Source organism: Synechococcus sp. L2F (assembly GCF_024345695.1).
Taxonomy (GTDB): Bacteria; Cyanobacteriota; Cyanobacteriia; order PCC-6307; family Cyanobiaceae; genus MW101C3.
In genome coordinates, this window is the sequence record NZ_JAGQBP010000002.1 from 582,509 (window position 1) to 600,830 (window position 18,322).

15 protein-coding genes are annotated in these 18,322 nt (G+C 65.5%); 9 read left to right on the forward strand and 6 right to left on the reverse strand.

Annotated elements, in window-relative coordinates:
• Positions 1 to 7 precede the first annotated feature (7 nt).
• Together KBZ19_RS07815 and tilS are read right to left on the reverse strand one after the other, a co-directional pair.
• Positions 8 to 718 carry a hypothetical protein gene (locus tag KBZ19_RS07815; RefSeq protein WP_255100503.1) on the reverse strand — a complete coding sequence of 237 codons (711 nt, stop codon included), beginning with the start codon at positions 716 to 718 and terminating at the stop codon, positions 8 to 10.
• Positions 718 to 1,794, reverse strand: a complete 1,077-nt coding sequence (gene tilS / locus KBZ19_RS07820; protein ID WP_255100504.1) for a tRNA lysidine(34) synthetase TilS — start codon at positions 1,792 to 1,794, stop codon at positions 718 to 720. Before tilS ends, KBZ19_RS07815 begins: the two co-directional genes overlap by 1 nt.
• A 15-nt stretch (positions 1,795 to 1,809) precedes the next feature.
• On the opposite strand from tilS, the gene KBZ19_RS07825 reads away from it, so the two are divergent.
• The 3 genes from KBZ19_RS07825 to uvrB all read left to right on the forward strand — a co-directional run bounded on the left by KBZ19_RS07825 (position 1,810) and on the right by uvrB (position 5,231).
• Positions 1,810 to 2,565, forward strand: a complete 756-nt coding sequence (locus KBZ19_RS07825) for a DUF561 domain-containing protein (protein WP_255100505.1) — start codon at positions 1,810 to 1,812, stop codon at positions 2,563 to 2,565.
• A 136-nt stretch (positions 2,566 to 2,701) separates the two neighbouring features.
• Positions 2,702 to 3,127, forward strand: coding sequence for a phage holin family protein (locus KBZ19_RS07830; protein WP_094511136.1), 426 nt, complete (start codon positions 2,702 to 2,704; stop codon positions 3,125 to 3,127).
• Positions 3,128 to 3,224: 97 nt separating this feature from the next.
• Entirely contained in the window at positions 3,225 to 5,231 is a 2,007-nt protein-coding gene (gene uvrB / locus KBZ19_RS07835; protein ID WP_094511508.1) for an excinuclease ABC subunit UvrB, read from the forward strand.
• Between the two features lie 20 nt (positions 5,232 to 5,251).
• Here uvrB and KBZ19_RS07840 read toward each other — a convergent pair whose 3' ends face one another.
• The 3 genes from KBZ19_RS07840 to holA are packed head-to-tail and all read right to left on the reverse strand — an operon-like array spanning position 5,252 to position 9,446.
• Entirely contained in the window at positions 5,252 to 6,598 is a 1,347-nt protein-coding gene (locus KBZ19_RS07840) for an exopolysaccharide biosynthesis polyprenyl glycosylphosphotransferase (RefSeq protein WP_255100506.1), read from the reverse strand.
• Positions 6,599 to 8,443, reverse strand: a complete 1,845-nt coding sequence (locus tag KBZ19_RS07845; RefSeq protein ID WP_255100507.1) for an aspartate kinase — start codon at positions 8,441 to 8,443, stop codon at positions 6,599 to 6,601.
• A 34-nt stretch (positions 8,444 to 8,477) separates the two neighbouring features.
• Positions 8,478 to 9,446 carry a DNA polymerase III subunit delta gene (gene holA / locus KBZ19_RS07850; protein ID WP_255100508.1) on the reverse strand — a complete coding sequence of 323 codons (969 nt, stop codon included), beginning with the start codon at positions 9,444 to 9,446 and terminating at the stop codon, positions 8,478 to 8,480.
• A gap of 11 nt (positions 9,447 to 9,457) precedes the next feature.
• Between holA and KBZ19_RS07855 the strand changes: the two genes are divergently transcribed.
• Positions 9,458 to 10,081, forward strand: coding sequence for a precorrin-8X methylmutase (locus tag KBZ19_RS07855; RefSeq protein WP_094511132.1), 624 nt, complete (start codon positions 9,458 to 9,460; stop codon positions 10,079 to 10,081).
• An 8-nt stretch (positions 10,082 to 10,089) separates the two neighbouring features.
• Here KBZ19_RS07855 and mutS read toward each other — a convergent pair whose 3' ends face one another.
• Positions 10,090 to 12,879, reverse strand: a complete 2,790-nt coding sequence (gene mutS, locus KBZ19_RS07860; protein ID WP_255100509.1) for a DNA mismatch repair protein MutS — start codon at positions 12,877 to 12,879, stop codon at positions 10,090 to 10,092.
• A gap of 144 nt (positions 12,880 to 13,023) precedes the next feature.
• On the opposite strand from mutS, the gene psbZ reads away from it, so the two are divergent.
• The 5 genes from psbZ to KBZ19_RS07885 all read left to right on the forward strand — a co-directional run bounded on the left by psbZ (position 13,024) and on the right by KBZ19_RS07885 (position 17,728).
• Positions 13,024 to 13,212 carry a photosystem II reaction center protein PsbZ gene (psbZ, locus tag KBZ19_RS07865; protein ID WP_094511131.1) on the forward strand — a complete coding sequence of 63 codons (189 nt, stop codon included), beginning with the start codon at positions 13,024 to 13,026 and terminating at the stop codon, positions 13,210 to 13,212.
• 5 nt (positions 13,213 to 13,217) lie between these two features.
• On the forward strand, positions 13,218 to 13,709 hold the full coding sequence (ribH, locus tag KBZ19_RS07870; protein WP_255100510.1) for a 6,7-dimethyl-8-ribityllumazine synthase: 492 nt from the start codon (positions 13,218 to 13,220) through the stop codon (positions 13,707 to 13,709).
• Between the two features lie 32 nt (positions 13,710 to 13,741).
• Positions 13,742 to 14,512: an ABC transporter ATP-binding protein gene (locus tag KBZ19_RS07875; RefSeq protein WP_094511129.1), complete on the forward strand. Its 771-nt coding sequence runs from the start codon at positions 13,742 to 13,744 to the stop codon at positions 14,510 to 14,512.
• Between the two features lie 3 nt (positions 14,513 to 14,515).
• Complete coding sequence (locus tag KBZ19_RS07880) at positions 14,516 to 15,343, forward strand: ABC transporter permease (protein ID WP_255100511.1); 828 nt, start codon at positions 14,516 to 14,518, stop codon at positions 15,341 to 15,343.
• A 207-nt stretch (positions 15,344 to 15,550) separates the two neighbouring features.
• Positions 15,551 to 17,728 (forward strand): glycosyltransferase, encoded by a 2,178-nt coding sequence (locus KBZ19_RS07885; RefSeq protein WP_255100512.1) that lies wholly within the window; start codon positions 15,551 to 15,553, stop codon positions 17,726 to 17,728.
• Positions 17,729 to 18,322 lie beyond the last annotated feature (594 nt).

The following is an 18,322-nucleotide window of genomic DNA, read 5'->3' on the forward strand; positions in this document are numbered from 1 at the left end:
CTGGGCCTCAGTCCAGCACCACCCGCAGCAGTCCTTTCATCAGCTCCGCTTCCTCTTCGGGGCTGATTTCCAGCGGAGGCAGGGACGTGAGCCCCGCATCGGCGGTCCAGCGGGTTGCCGGCGTGGTGTCTTCCACCACCCGCACGTTCACGGTCTCGATGGGGGGCGGGACCGGCAACACCGTCTCGATCGCCAGTCTGCTGCTGCCGGAGGCCGCACCCTGGGCAGAGCCGCCCTTCGGGGTCGTGGGCATGAACGGCAGCGAGCTGTACGCGCTTGCCTCAAGGTCGAGCAGTTCCGCCTCCTCGTCGTCCCCGTTACCGCTCAGCCAGGGCATGGCGGCGTTGCCGCCGATCTTTGGCTTGGTCGGTCGATCAGGAACATGCCCCGGCTCGGACTGACTGGCCTGTTGTTGCAACGCCTTCTCGGTGAGCTCCACCCCCTGCGCCGCCAGGTCGCGGTAGATGGGGTCGAGGGCGTTGTCGAGCACGTTGTGGTACAGCTGCCCGGCGCGCAGCGGCTGCTGCAGCCCATAGAAATTGATGTGGCCGAGCAGCAGCTTGAGGCGGAGCACCTGGGGGCGGTTCCCCGTGCCCTCCACTTCCTTCATCAACGCTTCGGCGCCGGACAGGGCTTCGTCGTAGCGACCCTGGCTGTAGGCCAGCTCCACCACGCCGTAGTTGCGATCGAAGCTGGCCTGATCGAACACTTCGGACATCAGTGGGGGGTGGCGTGGAGGGTCGAAGCCGATGCTGGATCGGTGCGGCTGACTGACCGCTCCAGTGTGAGCGTTGCGCGCCCCCACACCAGCCGCCAGCCCTCGGCAAGATCCAGGCTGCCAGCCCCGCGCTCCGGCGGCAACCGCTGCCTCAGACGCTCCAGCTGGGAGCTCAGCGGCCCGGAGCCCGTTTCCCGCTCGATCCAGTGGTGCAGCACCGCCCGCTGAGTGGCCGCCGACAGACCGGCAAGGGCGGCACGCCTGAGCGTGCGGGGGCTGTCCGGCTCGCTGAGCGCTGCGATGCTGAGGGCCAGCAGCTCGCTCTGCAGCGCCTGGCCGTGCTCCAGCCGTTCGGCCAGGGCGTTCATGCGCCGGCTGGCCCCGGGATGCAGCTCCTCCAGCACCGGCAGCACCTGATGGCGAATGCGGTTGCGGCTGAAGCGAGGATCCGTGTTGCTGGAGTCGGGCCACACGGGCAGGCCACGGTCTGCGCAGAACCGCTCCGTTTCTTGACGCATCAGCCCCAGCAGCGGCCGGGCGATCTGAACCGTCCCGCTGCTGGGACGCAGGCGTCTCAGGCTCGCCAGGCCCCGCAGATGGGTGCCGCGGGCCAGGTGCAGAAGCATGGTTTCGGCGCGGTCGCTGGCGGTGTGGCCCGTGGCCACCCGGCGGCAACCCAGCCGCAGCGCCTGGTGCTGCAGGCAGTGGTAACGCCATTCCCGTGCCTCCGCTTCCGAGGCCAGCGCTCGGTCAGGGGTGGCCAGCTCCAGCGGCAACTGCTGCTGCCAGGCCCAGGCGGCAAGCTCCCGGGCCTGGCTGCTGGCTTCGGGGCGCCAGCCGTGGTCGCCGTGCCAGAGATGGAGTTGCCAGTGGTGCAGGCGGCGCAGGTCAAGCAGCAGCCCGGTCATCGCCATCGAATCCTGCCCGCCGGAAACCGCCAGCAGCAGCCGCTCCCCCGGTGGCAGCAGCTCGGGCTGCAGCAGCAGGGTGCGGTGCAGGCGCAGGTGAAGAGGGCTCCACGGGGAGGCGGCAGCTGGCGGCTCCCCGTGCATGGCGGGTGGGACAATGCCAGTCATCCGCTGCCCCCGCCGATGTCCCGTCTTGCCAGTCTGCCCGCTGCTCTGCAAGCTTCGCTGGCCTCGCGGCGGATGCTGAAGGTGATCGCGGGCCTCACCAATCGCGACACGGCCTCGGTGGCGGCGGTGAGCCGGGCGGCGGGCGCTGGCGGCGCCGACCTGATCGACGTGGCCTGTGACCCCGAGCTGGTCCGGCTGGCGACGGCGGCCTCCGGTCTGCCGATCTGCGCCTCGGCGGTCGACCCCGAGCTGTTCCCCGCGGTGGTCGCCGCCGGCGCCGCCATGGTGGAGATCGGCAATTTCGATGCCTTCTATCCGCTGGGCCGCCGCTTCGGTGCCGAGGAGGTGATCGCCCTCACCCGCCGCACCCGGCAGTTGCTTCCCGACGTGGTGCTGTCTGTCACCGTGCCGCACATCCTGCCGCTGGACCAGCAGGAGCAGCTGGCAGTGGCCCTGGCCGCCGAAGGCGCTGACATCATCCAGACCGAAGGCGGCACCAGTGCCCTCCCCAATAGCGCCGGCATCCTCGGCTTGATCGAGAAGGCGGCACCCACCCTGGCGGCGGCCCACACGATCAGTCGCGCCGTCCCCCTGCCGGTGCTGTGCGCCTCCGGCCTCTCGGCCGTCAGCCTGCCCCTGGCGATCGCCGCCGGCGCCAGCGGCGTGGGCGTGGGCTCGGCCATCAACCGCCTCCACGACGACCTGGCGATGGTTGCGGTGGTGCGCAGCCTGCGCGAGGCGCTCAACGGCGTTCCGGCAGCCGTTCATTGATCCGATTGGCTGCTTGGCCAAAGCTGGTTGCCGCCACGGTTGCTTCGCCTGTCTCCTGGGCCATGAAGGAATGTGCCCAGCGCCCTATCCACCCCCTGGTGAGGTGGATAGGGTTCAGTGTCCGCATCTTTGACGCATGGGAGCCTTTGTCTGGCTGCTGCAGTGGCCCATCCGCGCCGGCATCCTGCTGATCGTGGCGGCTCTCCCCCTGGGGGTGGAGATGTCCAGCTTCGGGACGGCCATGCTCTCTGCTGTGGTGATCGGCCTGCTGGGCACCCTGCTGGTGTGGCCCCTGAAACTGCTGCTCGCTCTCCCCTGGGCGGTCACCAGCCTGGGTGGATTGATCGCCCCGGTGACCTTCCTGTTCAACTGGCTGATCACGATCATCCTGTTCGCCTTGGCGGCGTGGCTGATCCAGGGCTTCCGGCTGCGCGGTGGAGCGGTGAGTGCGATCTTCGGCGCCCTGGCCTACAGCATCCTCAGCACCTTGATTCTCGGCCTGCTGGGCCTCAATGTGAGCTTCACCCGTGCAGGTCTGCTGGCCGGGGCCGGCCTCAGCTGAAAACTGGCGGGCTCTGGGCGGCTCTCCGCCGCTTCACCCCTTGCGGCTTCCTTAGGATCAGGTGCTACCGGCAGGCCTGGCCTGGCATCCGAGCGGCATGCCCCGTTATCAGCTCACAGCCCCTTACGAACCCAAGGGGGATCAACCGACCGCCATCGAGACCCTCACCCGCGGCGTGGAGCAGGGGCAGCGCTTTCAGACCCTGCTGGGCGCCACCGGAACGGGCAAGACCTTCTCGATCGCGAATGTGATCGCCCGCACCGGCAGACCCGCCCTGGTGCTGGCCCATAACAAGACATTGGCGGCGCAGCTGTGCAACGAACTGCGCGAGTTCTTTCCAGAGAACGCCGTTGAGTATTTCATCTCCTATTACGACTACTACCAGCCCGAAGCCTACGTTCCTGTTTCTGATACCTACATCGCCAAGACGGCCTCGATCAACGAAGAGATCGACATGCTGCGGCATTCCGCCACCCGTTCGCTGTTCGAGCGGCGCGATGTGATCGTGGTGGCCTCGATCAGCTGCATCTATGGCCTCGGCATCCCCTCGGAATACCTCAAGGCGGCGGTGAAGTTCCAGGTGGGGGAGACGCTCAATCTGCGCGGCTCGCTGCGGGAGCTGGTGAACAACCAGTATTCCCGCAATGACCTGGAGGCGGGCCGCGGCCGCTTCCGGGTGAAGGGCGATGTGCTGGAGATCGGCCCCGCCTATGAAGACAGGCTCGTGCGCATTGAGCTGTTCGGGGATGAGGTGGAGGCGATCCGCTACGTGGACCCCACCACCGGTGAGATATTGCAGAGCCTGGAGGCGGTGAACATCTACCCCGCCAAACACTTCGTGACCCCCAAAGATCGGCTCGAAGTGGCGATCGACGCGATCCGCACGGAGCTACGCGATCGTCTCGAGGTGCTGCATGCGCAGGGCAAGCTGCTGGAGGCCCAGCGCCTCGAGCAGCGCACCACCTACGACCTGGAAATGCTCAAGGAAGTGGGCTACTGCAACGGCGTGGAGAACTACGCCCGCCACCTCGCGGGCCGCCAGGCCGGCACTCCGCCCGAATGCCTGATCGATTACTTCCCCGACGACTGGCTGCTGGTGGTGGATGAAAGCCACGTCACCTGCTCCCAGCTGCATGCCATGTACAACGGCGACCAGGCACGCAAGCAGGTGCTGATCGACCACGGCTTTCGCCTGCCCAGCGCCGCTGACAACCGCCCGCTCAAGGCGGAGGAGTTCTGGGAAAAGGCCCGCCAGACCATCTTCGTGTCCGCCACTCCGGGGCAATGGGAGATGCAGCAGAGCGAGGGCCACATCGCCCAGCAGGTGATTCGCCCCACCGGCGTGCTGGATCCGATCGTGGAGGTGCGCCCCACCGAGGGGCAGGTGGATGATCTGCTGGCTGAAATCCGGGTGCGGGCGGAGCGCTCGGAGCGCAGCCTGATCACCACGCTCACCAAGCGCATGGCGGAGGATCTCACCGATTACCTGGCCGAGAATGGGGTGCGGGTGCGCTATCTCCACTCCGAGATCCACTCGATCGAGCGCATCGAGATCATCCAGGATCTGCGCAATGGCGCGTTCGATGCTCTGGTGGGCGTGAACTTGCTGCGCGAAGGGCTCGATCTTCCGGAAGTGTCGCTGGTGGCAATCCTCGATGCCGATAAGGAAGGCTTCCTGCGGGCAGAACGCTCCTTGATCCAGACGATCGGCCGCGCCGCCCGCCATGTGAGTGGGGTGGCGTTGCTCTATGGCGACAACCTCACGGATTCGATGGCGAAGGCTATTTCCGAAACCGAGCGGCGGCGTGCCATCCAGCATGCCTACAACGAAGAGCACGGCATCACACCCACCCCCGCCGGCAAGCGGGCCGGCAACTCGATCCTGGCCTACCTGGAGGTGTCCCGCCGCCTCAACGACGATCAGCTGGAGCAGGCCGTGGAGCTGGCTGTTCACAACGAAGCCCCGCTCGAAGCGCTTCCGGAGCTGATCACCCAGCTGGAGGAAAAGATGAAAACAGCCGCCAAGAACCTCGACTTCGAAGAAGCGGCCAACCTGCGCGATCGCATCAAGCAGTTGCGTCAGAAACTGGTGGGTCATCACTGAGCCCTGCTGCGATCAGCTGGTCAACGCCCGGAGGCCTTCAGCACGGTTTTGATCGTTTTGGCGAGGATCAGCAGATCCAGCCAGATGCTGCCGTTGCGCAGGTAGTAGAGGTCGTAGCTGAGCTTCAGCTGCGCATCCTCCACGCTGGAGCTGTAGGGCATGTTCACCTGGGCCCAGCCGCTCAGGCCCGGGCGGATCCAGTGCCGCAGCCGGTAGTGGGGGATGCGCTGCTCCAGCTCCCCTTCCAGCTCCGGCCGCTCCGGCCGTGGGCCGATCAGGCTCATCTCGCCGCGCAGCACGTTCAGCAGCTGGGGCAGTTCATCAAGGCGGGTGCGCCGCAGCCACACACCCACCGGGGTGATGCGTTGATCATTGGGCTCCGACCACCTCGCCCCGCCCAGTTCCGCCTGTCGCACCATCGAGCGCAGCTTGATCACCTCAATGGCTTTGCCCATCAGGCCGGAGCGACGCTGGCGGTAGAACACAGGTCCGCCATCGCCCAGGTGGATCAGGGCTGCAGCCGGCAGCAGCAGCGGCGCAGCCAGCAGCAGCAGCAGCAGGCTGATGGCCACATCGGCGAAGCGCTTGAGCTGCCTCTCCACCGTGGGCTGACGCCCTTCGATCCGCCCGGAGAACAGCAGCCATTGGTGGCCCACCCACTGCGGCGGGATGCGTTGCAGCTCCTGCTCGGCCATCTCGGCCAGGGTGGTGAGTGGCCCGCCCAGCCAGGCCAGCTGCTCCGCCTGCCGCATCAGGGCGGGGTCGGCCTGCACACCCGGGCTGAGGGCGATGCCATCCAGCCCGCCCGGCAACTTTTCACGGTCCATGGGATGGCCGTCCACCGGGGACGCCTGGGCGCGCGCATCCTGGATGGCCAGTGCCGGTCTCCCCGCCTGGTGCCCCCACTCCCGCTCGATCGCCGCGATTTCCTCCGGCAGCGCCAGCACCCGCCAGTGGTCGTTGCCGGGGTGGCTGGAGACCTGCCGGATCGCCAGCCGCACCAAGGCGCTCCACAGGGCCAGCAACACGAACAGCGGGATGAGGCTGCCGCGGTGCAGCACGGCCACAGCCGGGCCTGCCCGCACCAACCAGCCCAGCAGGGCGGCGGCACTGAGCGACACCGCGCTCGTGACCCCGAGCCGCAGGGCCAGGCGCATGCGGCGCATGTCGGCGCGGCGCAGCACGGTGTACGAACCGAACAGCCAGCCGAAGGTCCAGTAGAGCAAGACCAGGATCAGCAGCAGGCCGGCGCTCGGATCGCTCGGCGCCTGGCGCGCCCGGCCGATCAGCAACGCCAGCACGACGAGGCCGGCGGCATCCAGCCCCGCCGCCAGGGCCAGCCATCGACGGGTGGAGAGCCAGTGCACCTAGGCGTCTGCGGGGAGGGCGGCGTCGTGGCTGGCGGGAGCCTCGCTGCCTTGCGCCTGATGGCTGGCCTCGCCGCCCAGCGCGAAGCAGGCGTGGACCACCTGCAGGGCCTTGACGCCATCGTCTTCGGCCACCACACAGCTGGTGCGGATCTCGCTGGTGGCGATCATCTCGATGTTGATGCCCGCTGCCGCCAGGGCCCGGAACATGCGGCCCGCCGTGCCGGGTGTGCAGGGCATGCCGGCGCCCACGGCGCTGACCCGGGCGATGGCGCTGCCCTGCTCGAAGCTCGCTTCCGGCCACTGCAGCAGCAGCGGTTGCAGTGCCTGGCGGGCCCGCGCCAGATCCTCCCGTCGCAGCGTGAAGCTCATGTCGCGGCTGCGGGTGGGCCCTTCCCCGCGGGTGCGCTCCGACTGCACGATCGTGTCGAGGCTGATGCCCGCATCCGCCAGGCTGCGGCAGACGGCGGCGGCAGTGCCGGGCCGATCGGGCACCTGCCGCACGGCCACCTGGGCCTGATCCCGGTCGAGGGCCACGCCCCGCACAGCGGGATCGTTGACCCTGCAGGGCAGCGGGTTCTGGCGCAGCTGGTGCTCCTGCAGCTCGAACACTTCGGCGGCGGCCCGCAGGGCCCGGTGGCCCTGGCTGCCGTCCACCAGGCAACTCACCTTCACCTCGCTGGTGGCGATCATGCGCAGGTTGATCCCGTAGCGCGCCAGGGTGTCGAACAGGCGCGCGGCAATGCCCGGCCGCCCCATGATCCCGGCTCCGGAGATGCTCAGCTTGGCCAGGCCCGCCTCGCTGCTCAGGGCCGTGTCGTCGGCCTGGAGATCGCCGAGCAGAGCGCGGCACACCGTGAGTGAGGCTTCCAGCTGATCCTCCGCCACGGTGAAGGCGATGTCGTTGGTGGTGCCGTCATGGGTCGATTGCACGATCAGATCGACGTTCAGGCCGGCGGCCGAGAGGGCCTCGAACAGCAGGGCGGCCACACCGGGTCGGTCGGGCACGCGGGTGAGGGCCAGCACCGCCTGGTGCTCCTCGAGATCGGCGCCATCGACGGGACGACCGAGTTCCAGCCCACCGCTGCCGATCGGGCGCGGCGGGCCACTGGTGAGCCGGGTGCCGGGGGCCTCGCTCCAACTGGAGCGCACCACCAGCGGCACGCCGTAGTTGCGGGCGATCTCCACCGCCCGTGGGTGCAACACCGAGGCGCCGAGGCTAGCCAGCTCCAGCATCTCGTCGCAGCTCACCTGCTCCATCAGCTGGGCATCCGCCACCTTGCGGGGGTCGGTGGTGAGCACGCCCGGCACATCGGTGTAGATCTCGCACACCGACGCCGCCAGCGCCGCCGCCAGCGCCACGGCCGAGGTGTCGGAGCCGCCGCGGCCCAGGGTGGTGATCTCCGGCGTACCGGCGCTGCCGCTGCTGGTGCCCTGGAAGCCGGCCACCACCACCACCTGGCCCTCCTCCAGCAACCGCTCGATCCGGTCGGTGCGCACCTCCAGGATCCGCGCGCGCCCGTAGGACGACTCGGTGACGATCCCCACCTGAGCGCCGGTCATCGACACGGCCGGCACGCCGATCGCCTGCAGCGCCATCGCCAGCAGGGCGATCGACACCTGCTCACCGGTGGCCAGCAGCATGTCCATCTCCCGCTGGGGAGGGGTGGTGGTGATGGCCCGGGCCAGGCCGGTGAGTTCGTCGGTGGTGTGGCCCATGGCCGACACCACGATCACCAGATCGTGGCCCTCCTCGCGGCTGGCGGCGATGCGACGCGCCACGGCCTGCAGGCGTTCCACGCTGCCGACGGAGGTGCCCCCGAACTTCTGAACCAGCAGGGCCATCCCGGTGCGCGCGCGAACGGTGGATCGGTGCTGATTATCGGAGGGGGGCTGACAGGAACCCATCGCGGAAGGCGTCGCCGGCTTCGGTGCCCCGTTTGAGCGCCGCCTCCACCTCCAGCAACTGCCCCAGCAACCGCAGCAGCCGCTCCGCCGACCGTCCGCGCAACTGCTTGCGCAGCACGTAGATGCGCCTGGGGTTGCCGATGCCGGCCGCCTTGGCGATCACGGCCACGTCCTGTTCGCCCTGGGCGTCCAGCAGGCTCACCCATACCCAGCCGCGCAGCTGGCCGGCGAGTGTGGCCACGATCCGCAGCGCCGGCTCCCCCGCCCGCACCAGCTCGTCCACCAGGGCGATGGCCTCGCCGGCGTCCCCGCGCAGCAGCGCTTCCCCCACCGCCAGGCTGCTGGTGCTGTGGCCCGCCACCAGCGCCGCCACCGCCGCCCCGTCGATCGGGCGCTCACCGCAGAACACGGCGAGCTTCTCCAGCTCACTGGCCAGGCGGGCGCTGTCGCTGCCGATCGCACCCGCCAGCGCTTCGATCGCCGCCGGCGTGGCCGTCAGGCCCAGCGAGCGGGCAGTGCTGCGCACCAGCTCCAGCTGGCCCTCTCCATCCCACACCGCCGGCAGCACGAAGCTGCGTTCCTTGGCGATCGCCTTGAGGGCTTTGGTGGTGCGCAGGCGTGCGTCCGGTTTGCCTTCGCTCACCAGCACCAGGTGGCTGGTGGCGGGGATCAGCTCCAGGCTGGCCTCCAGCTGCGTGGCCAGCTCCGCTGGACAGGTGTGGCAGAAGGGGCTGCGCTGCAGCACCACCACCCGGTCACCGCCGCCGAACGGGCCGGTGCGCGCCTCGATCAGGGCCTGGCCGGCCTGGGCCATGTCGTTGCCATCGAGCCGGCTGAGGTTGATGCTCTGCCAGACCGGATCCACTGACGCGGTGATCAGCTCCTCCACCGCCCGTTGACGGCTGGCCTCGTCGTCGCCCCAGTAGAGATGGATCGGCATCGGGGCAGGCCGTGGACCATCCGATCTTCACCGAAAGCGTGCGGCGGATCCGGGGCTGGCTGGGGCCCACCGGTCTTGACCCCGTGCAACAGGAGGTGCTCGAGCGCCTGGTGCACAGCAGTGGCGATCTGGCCATTGCGCCGGAGCTGCGCTTCAGCCCGGGCGCCTGCGTCGCCGGCCTGGCGGCCCTGGCGGCCGGGGCGCCGATCCTCACCGATACCGCGATGGCGGCGGCCGCGGTCACGCCGATGGCCCGCCGCAGCTTCGGCAACCCGGTGCACAGCGTGCTGGCCTGGGCGCCCGCTCTGGCGCCTGAAGGCAGCACCCGCACCGCTGCGGGGATGGCCCCGGCCCTGGCGGCCCTGCCGGGGGCGGTGGTGCTGATCGGCAGTGCCCCCACCGCGCTCGAACGGTTGCTGGAGCTGGTGGCCGCCCCCGAGCCGGTCGCGGGCGTGGTGCCGCCGGCGCTGGTGATCGGCATGCCGGTGGGCTTTGTGGGGGTGGCCGAGAGCAAGCGCCACCTGGCCGCCAGCGGTCTGCCCCAGATCCGGCTGGAGGGCAGCAAGGGGGGGGCGGGTCTGGCGGCGGCGGCGGTGAACGCCCTGCTGCGGCGCGCCTGGCTGGACCGCGCCTGAGGCCTTCCCTAGGCCGCCACCTGCAGCCCCACCACCACGTGGCTGTTGGCCTCGATCCGTCCGAGCACCTGGCGGGCGCGGCGCACCACCTGCTGGGGCACCCCGGCCAGGCGGGCCGCCTCGATGCCGTAACTGCGGCTGGCGCCGCCGGGACGCACCTGATGCAGGAACACCAGCTGATCGCCGGTTTCCTCCACCAGCACCTGGAAGTTGGCCACGTTCGGGAGCAGCTCGGCCAGCTCGTTGAGCTCGTGGTAATGGGTGGCGAACACCGCCCGCGCCCGCAGGCCGTCGGCCAGGTGCTCCGCCACCGCCCAGGCGATCGAGAGGCCGTCGAAGGTGGCAGTGCCGCGCCCGATCTCATCGAGCAGCACCAGAGAGCGATCGGTGGCGTGGTGCAGGATGTTGGCCGTTTCGGCCATCTCCACCATGAAGGTGGACTGGCCGGTGGCGAGGTCATCCACGGCGCCGACCCGGGTGAAGATGCGGTCGCAGAGGCCGAGCCGGGCGCGGCTGGCGGGAATCCAGCTGCCGATCTGGGCCATCAGCTGCAGCAGGCCCGTCTGGCGCAGGTAGCAGCTCTTGCCACTGGCGTTCGGCCCGGTGAGCACCACCAGATCGGGCTGGTCCGCCTCGCCCAGGTGGATGCCATTGGCGGTGAAGGGCTCCTCCACCAGCAGCTGTTCCACCACGGGATGGCGGCCGGCCTCGATCCAGAGGCTGCGGTCGGCGGTGAGCTCGGGGCGGCAGTAGCCGCAGGTGGCGGCCACCTCGGCGAGCGAGGCGATCGCATCGAGGCGGGCCACGCGCCGGGCGGCGCTGCGGATCGGCGCGGCCAGGGCGCCGACGGCGGCGCGCAGCTCGCTGAACAGTTCGTACTCCCGCTGGGCGGCGCGAGCCTGCAGCTGCAGGATGCGGCCCTCGCGTGCCTTGAGTTCGGGCGTCACGAAGCGCTCCTCGTTGGCGAGGGTCTGGCGCCGGATCCAGTGCTCGGGCACCCGTGTGGCCCGGGCCCGGCTCACCGAGAGGAAATAGCCGAAGGTGCGGTGAAACTGCACCCGCAGCGAGGGGATGCCGCTGCGTTGCCGCTCCGCTTTCTCCTGCTCCACCAGCCAGGCCTGCTGGTCGTCGAGCCGGTTGCGCAGCCCATCGAGTCGCGCGTCGACGCCGTCGTGGATCAGCCCCCCTTCCGTGAGGCTCAGTGGCGGGGTGTCCTGCAGGGTGTGACGCAGCTGCTCCACCAGCACCGCCAGTTCGGGCGGCGGTTCGCGCAGGGCCGCCAGGGGCTCGCTGCGCGCCGCCGCCAGCAACGCCGCCAGCCGCGGCAGCCGCTCGAGGCCATCGGCGAGGGCCACCAGATCCCGGGCCGAGGCAGTGCCCGCACCGGCCCGCCCCGCCAGCCGCTCCAGATCGCCCATCGGCCGCAGCAGACGGCGCAGGGCCAGCCGCAGCCCGCGCTGCTCCACCAGCTCACTCACGCCCTCCTGACGGGCGTGGATGGCGGCGCGGTCCATCAGCGGCGCCTCCAGCCAGCGACGCAGGGCCCGGCCGCCCATGGCGGTCATGGTCCGATCGAGGGCCCACAGCAGCGAGCCGTGGAACTGACCGTCGCGCTGGGTGCGGGTGATCTCCAGGTTGCGCCGCGTCTGGGCATCGAGCACCAGCTGATCGCCGGCGAAGCGGAGGCTGGGTGGATCGAGGGGCACCACGCCGGCGGCGGTGCTCCGGGCGCCGGCCTGGTTGTCGTCGAGGTAGCGCAGCAACCCTCCCGCCGCCCGCAGGGCCAGGGGCGCCTCCGCCAGCCCGAGACCGTCGGTGGTGGCAAGCCGAAAGCGCTGCAGCAGTGTGCGTCGCGCTTCCGGCAGGCTGAAGGGCGTGCGTGCCAGCCGGGTGAGGTGCAGGGCCGGTGGGCACCAGGCCGGCTTGGCGGCGGTGCCGTCCGGGTACGCCGCGGCGTCTGGATCGGGCCAGATCAGCTCGGCCGCCTCCAGTTGCAGCAGTTCCTGGTGCAGGGCATCGCTCCCCTGCCGTTGGCTGAGGCGGAACTCGCCGGTGCTCACATCGGCCACCGCCAGCCCCCAGTCGCCCTGCTCCAGCACCACCGCCGCGAGCCAGTTGTTACGCCGGGCGGCCAGCATCCCCTCCTCCAGCACGGTGCCGGGGGTCAGCACGCGGGTGATGTCGCGCTTCAGCAGCGCCCCCTTGGCGGCAGTGGTCTCCAGCTGGTCGCAGAGAGCGACGCTCAGACCGCGGCGCACCAGCTCACTGCAGTAGCGCTCGGCGGCGTGGTGGGGGATGCCGGCCATCGGCACCCGACCGATCGTCTTGCCGCCGTCCTTGCCCGTGAGCGTGAGCTCCAGCAGGCGGGACAGCTGGATGGCGTCCTCGAAGAAGCACTCGAAGAAGTCGCCGAGGCGGTAGAGCAGCACCCGCTCGGGGTGGGCGCGCTTGAGCTCGGCGTAGTGCCGCAGCATTGGCGGCAGGGCTTCTGCCGCCACCAGGCTGTGGTGATGCCAGCGGGGCTGGTCCTCCGCCAACACGTCCTGCGGGCTGGCTTCGCCGGCGGCGCTGGCAGGGGCTTCGTCGGTGTCGGGATCGGTGGAGAGGCTGCGGCGCGAGTGGGCCCGGGGCCGGGCGGCGGCGGCGGCGGCGAGGGCGCCATCTTCCAGGTCGAGATCGCCCGGGCTGCTGCGGTCTCCTTCGCCTGGTGCGGCTGCGGGCTCGGCGGCGCCGAACAGACTGCCCTGCAGCGCCTCCTCAGGCACCAACGAGAGCTGGCGATCGGCGTCGGCGCCCACGGGCGGCTCCTGGCTGCAGCGATGGTAGGGGCCCCGGGCCAGCTGCTCCCCACAAGATGTGAAGGATCCCGCGGCCGCCCGCAGGTGAGGGAAATCCCACGTGGGAAGATCGTCGCACTGCCCTCCCCAGGCCCCGCAGGTCCCATGCAGCTCCTCAACACCCTCACCGTTCTGGCCCTGGTGGTGATGTCGTTCGCCCTGATCGTGGCGGTGCCGGTGCTCTACGCGAGCACCGAAGACAGCGGCCGCTCCAACCGCCTGATCCTGCTGGGTGGGGCCGCCTGGGTGGCCCTCGTTCTGCTCAACTGGGGAATCAGTTACTTCGTGGTCTGAGGCCCTTGGCGGTTTTCGAAGGACGGTTCACCGAGGTCAGCGGCCTCCATATCGGCATTGTTGTGGGCCGGTTCAATGACCTGGTCACGGGCAAGCTGCTCAGCGCCTGCCTGGATGCGCTGTCTCGCCACGGCATCGACGTCACCCCCAGCAGCGAGCAGCTGGATGTGGCGTGGGTGCCCGGCAGCTTCGAGATTCCCCTCGTGGCGCAGCGTCTGGCGGCCTCGGGCCGCTATCAGGTGGTGATCACACTCGGGGCCGTGATCCGCGGCGACACGCCCCACTTCGACTACGTCTGCTCCGAAGTGAGCAAGGGCGTGGCGGCCGTGGCCCGCGATACGGGCGTGCCGGTGATCTTCGGCGTGCTCACCACCGACACCCTCCAGCAGGCGCTGGAGCGGGCCGGCATCAAGAGCAACCTGGGCTGGAGCTATGCGTTGCAGGCCCTGGAAATGGGCAGCCTGATGCAAGTGCTACCTAGCACAATTGTACGTTGACCGATAGCGTGACGCTCTCTTCAAGGAGAGGCTTGGCCTCCAGTCCTGGTGATCAGCCGCTGGTGGAGCTTGACAGGGTTTGCCTCGACATTCCGGTGGAGGGCGTTGGCGGTCGTTCGCTCAAAGCAGCGCTTGTCGGTGGGCTCACTGGCGGCCTGCTGAACCGCGGCAAACGAGGAGGGGTCTCGGTGCGCGCTCTCAATAACCTCAGCTTCACAGTCAATAAAGGAGAGCGAGTTGCATTGCTGGGCCATAACGGTGCCGGTAAATCCACCCTTTTGCGGTTGCTCTGTGACATCTACAAGCCAAGCAGTGGCAGTATCCGCCGTTATGGTCGGGTGGTTCCACTGATCAATAAGAACTTTTGGGTGGACACCGATCTCACCGGCAGGCACGCTGCACGCGCCCACTATCTCTTCAATTGCAACACAATCAAGGGATTTGACGCTTTTCTGGAGGAACTCACAGCCTTTACAGAATTGGCTGATTTCATCCATCTACCGATTCGCACCTATAGCGAAGGCATGCGCACCCGGTTGCAATTCGGGCTGCTTACCGCCTTCAGGCATGAAGCCTTGGCGCTAGACGAGGGGCTAGGGGCTGGTGATCAGTGGTTCCTCTCCCGAGCCCGGCACCAGCTCACACGCTTCTTAGGGGAAGCGGGAACACTGATTCTGGCCTCCCACTCCAATGACCTGCTCGCTCAATTCTGCACCAGGGGGGTGGTTCTCATGCACGGGCACCTTGAGTTTGATGGCTCCCTAGAGGATGCGATCGAGGCCTACACCAAGGGGGTGGGCTGAGCGATGCAGGAGCTTTCATCGAGGGATATGAGTCTGCGCGATGCAAAGCCTGCCATGGGCCATGGACTGGGTTATGCGTGCCGCACGGCGCGTGCATGGTGGTACAGCGCCTGGTTGCGCACCTTGGCTCGGTTCAGCCGCACCACGCTGGGTAGCTTTTGGATGGGCCTGAGCAATCTATTAAGTGTTGGTGTTTTAGGAGTTGTGTACGGCACTGTTCTGAAGGTTGCCGACCCTCTCCGTTACATTATCTATCTCGGATTTGGTGTCACAATCTGGGGGCTCGTCAGCATGGCGTCGCTTGCAGGCAGCACTCTATTCCTGCTGCGCCGTGACCAACTCGTGAACAATGCGATGCCGAGCATCTTCTATTGCCTGGAGGAATGGGCTTTCCAGCTCCAGACGTTCGCCCAGGCCTTTGTGGTTGTTCTCCTCGCCTTCGCATTGATTGATCCAGGCCTTCTCCTGAATGCTGTTCACTACATCTGGCTACCATTGCTCAATCTATTCCTATTCACATTTTGGATCATCGTTTTGATGGCCGTGTTGGGAGCCCGCTTCAAGGATTTTGCTCAGTTGATGCCGATTCTTCTCCAGCTGCTTTTTCTTGTTTCTCCAATCCTCTACAAGCGGGAAGGCCTTGGCGAGCTCAGCGTTCTCGCTGACTTCAATCCCTTCTACCAAGCGCTTGCACCGGTGAGGGACAGCTTGATTGATGGTCAGTTACAGCTTGGAGATGAGTTACTCTCCCTTGCCATTAACACTATTGGGGTCTTGATCGCAGTGGGAGCCTTGAAGTGGGTTCGGTATCGCCTTCCTCTATGGGTCTGAGGCTGCAGCGCATGGCTCCTTTTAGGGGCTCTCTTCTACATGTAACCAACGAGTGCAGGGCTTCTTGTCACCAATGAGTGAATGCCAGCAGTGTTAGCTGGCCTCAATTCCCTATGAATCGCCATAGCTTCCAGAATCTGTAGGTGAAAGTCTTGGCAGGAAAGTGCTTAGCGTGCTACTATATTAGACATCGGCGATCATTTATTTATGCTTGCATCTGTAGTGATACCTGTATACAATACCAAGCCAGATCAGCTTGAGGCGGCATTTCTGAGCGCATGCAAGCAAACTCTTGACCCCAGTAGCTATGAAATTATCATTATCGATGACCATTCCACTAGCCAGGATACCCGGCACTTGCTTGATGTGATTGAGGGCCAAGCCTCTGGTTGTGCCAATCATGTGACGGTTAAGCGCCTTGCCGTTAATACTGGATTGGTTCAGGTTCGCAACTTCGGCGCAAAGATCGCCAAGGGTGACTTTCTGGTGTTTCTTGACTCCGACGATCTTGTCTCATCCGACTATCTTCTCAAAGGCTTGGCAACAATGATGTCAAGCGAAAAGATTGGCTGGGCATATCCAAACGTAGTGGGATTCGGATTTGAGCAAAACTTCTCGCCTGCTGAAGACTTTGGCATAAGAAGGCTATTCGTCTATAATTATTGTGCAACAGCCTCCATGTTTAGAAAGAGAGCATGGGAGTCAATCGAGGGCCAAAGAGATAAGACAGTTGCCGGTGACATTAAGTGGTATGAAGACTGGGCCACGTATATGAGCCTACTTGTAAAAGGCTGGTATGGAGAGCCCAATAGATCCATCGTCTTTTACTACCGTAAGAACGTCAAAAGTATGATGACGAGGTCTCCTGAGCTCGCACTCGCTAGCCGTTATGTTCATTGGCGCACGTTTGTTTGTCGTCTGCCGTTCATGGCAGGGGCCAAGCTAAATTATATGAAAGCGCGTGTTGGATCAGAGACTACGACGTCTCCACTTGATCCTAGGTATTACTCAAGGCAAGCGCTAGCGATGCTGCTGAGGCAAGCCTTGAAAATTGATACACCCGTGGCAAGGGTTAAAACGCGCTATCTGTTCTATGCGATTGCTCGGCCTAAGAAGTTGATCTCTGAACTAGTCTCTCTAAGGTTCCTCCCCAATCCATGTGAGCAGTATTGCGGATTATCAGAGAGCGTCAATTACGCTAGCAGTAGCTTTGATGAGATCTATTCTAAGCTCTCTGCGCTCAGCCCTGCTTCCAGTAGCGTTCTGGTTGGCCATTATTGGTGGCGTGCTGGCGGGGCAGAGCAGGTCTTGTTGGATCTTTGTGAATATCTGAAGGAGATTCAAGGTCGAGAGTTATTGAACATTGTCGTTCGTGGGCATGGTGAGAATAGCTACTTCAGAGAGCAGTTTTCTTCTGTGTCACTGTGTACGGGCATCCTGGAAGAACTGAGCACATCGCCAATCGGCAGAATCAAGGCACTCTGGGCATTGATTTGCATTCACAAGCCTGCGGCAATAATGATTATGAGCAATCCGCATCTTTATTGCCTTACGCCGCTGATCAAAAAGTACTTTCCCTCCACCCGTGTTGTCGACTTGCTCCATTGCATCGGAGCCACTGGCACCCTGAGCTGGTTCGATCTCAGCAACTATTACAAGGATTTCATTGACACTCGAATCGTCATCAGTGAGACATATAAAGACTTTATTTGCGTCCGCTATGGCGTGGATGAAAGCAAAGTCCTTGTCGTGCACAACCAGGTAAAGTCTATGCGTCTGCAATCGCAACAGGCTTCTGCTCGCTATAGCCGCAACGCGCTAGGAATCCCAGATACCAATGTGATTGTTGGTTTTCTCGGCCGTTTAGACAGACAGAAGCGGCCCGATGAGTTTCTGAGGCTTGTCGAATCCACTCAAGCTAACAGCGGCGTCTCCTATCTCCTGGGAGGAGATGGTGAATTGCGCAGCACCGTTGAAAAAGCCGCTTCACAGTATGCCAACCTCAGTTATGTAGGGAATGTTAAAGACGCTGGCGGCTTCTTGTCCCTTTGTGATGTCGTTGTTTTCTTTTCGGAGTATGAGGGCATGCCCTTGGTGGCTTTGGAATGTGCGTCTCTGTCGGTCCCCATCATTGCTCCCGATATTGTTGGCTTTAGGGAGCCGATTGCGAATGGAGAGTTTGGCATGCTTTATCCTTCATGCTACGACGGAACAGATCATTTAAAAGTTAAGGCGATCATTGAAAATGATCTCAGCAAGCTTCGGCTTCTCGGCCCAAATGGCCCATCCTATGTTCAGAAGTATCATGCGAGATACTCCGCCAGGCCTGGCTTCGACCAGTTGATCAATAGCGTTCTATTCGGCAAGCCCAGCATCTGCGTATGACGTGAGAAGCACTTTTCATGGCTTCAGTGTGGTTGTGCGATGCCGCTCATTGGTCTTCCGAGCCATGGCGCCTGGAGATGGGCAGATCAAACCAGAGGAGTTCAGCTGATGGGTAAGCCTCTGCCTCGATGACCTCGATGAATCGCCCTTCCGAAGCCCCCGCCAAGGAGTGTGTTGCCCGTTGAGCCGCAGCCAAGCGATCGCAGCGAATGTCGGCGGCCATCGCGAAGACCCCTACCCCTCATCCCGTCGTTGCCGCCACCGCCTGCTGCTGTTTGGGCCCACCTGGCCATGGCCATCACGATGGCGATCATCGAGCAGGATCAGGCCTGCCGCCTCTTCCCTGCCACGGCTCTGGTGCAGCTCCTGCACAAGGCCAAGGACAGCAACGAGCTACCGGCGCCGTAGCGAGCTGGTGACCTCCTTGCTGGGGACCTCCAACCAGCCGTTCCGGGAATGGGACGAGATCGTGCCCAGCGGCCCTATGACCGTGGCCGCCGTCGACCGACTGTGACGCACACGGGCATCAGAGATTTTCTCCAAGTGTTGATCAGTTTTTGATCAACTTCGGTAGACGTTGGCATGGACTCTGAG

Excerpts from the sequence above, each read along its gene's own strand:
- KBZ19_RS07815 (WP_255100503.1), bottom strand. The coding sequence starts at position 718 with ATGTCCGAAGTGTTCGATCAGGCCAGCTTCGATCGCAACTACGGCGTG.
- tilS (WP_255100504.1), bottom strand. The coding sequence starts at position 1,794 with ATGACTGGCATTGTCCCACCCGCCATGCACGGGGAGCCGCCAGCTGCC.
- KBZ19_RS07825 (WP_255100505.1), top strand. The coding sequence starts at position 1,810 with ATGTCCCGTCTTGCCAGTCTGCCCGCTGCTCTGCAAGCTTCGCTGGCC.
- KBZ19_RS07830 (WP_094511136.1), top strand. The coding sequence starts at position 2,702 with ATGGGAGCCTTTGTCTGGCTGCTGCAGTGGCCCATCCGCGCCGGCATC.
- uvrB (WP_094511508.1), top strand. The coding sequence starts at position 3,225 with ATGCCCCGTTATCAGCTCACAGCCCCTTACGAACCCAAGGGGGATCAA.
- KBZ19_RS07845 (WP_255100507.1), bottom strand. The coding sequence starts at position 8,443 with ATGGCCCTGCTGGTTCAGAAGTTCGGGGGCACCTCCGTCGGCAGCGTG.
- holA (WP_255100508.1), bottom strand. The coding sequence starts at position 9,446 with ATGCCGATCCATCTCTACTGGGGCGACGACGAGGCCAGCCGTCAACGG.
- psbZ (WP_094511131.1), top strand. The coding sequence starts at position 13,024 with ATGCAGCTCCTCAACACCCTCACCGTTCTGGCCCTGGTGGTGATGTCG.
- KBZ19_RS07880 (WP_255100511.1), top strand. The coding sequence starts at position 14,516 with ATGCAGGAGCTTTCATCGAGGGATATGAGTCTGCGCGATGCAAAGCCT.
- KBZ19_RS07885 (WP_255100512.1), top strand. The coding sequence starts at position 15,551 with ATGCTTGCATCTGTAGTGATACCTGTATACAATACCAAGCCAGATCAG.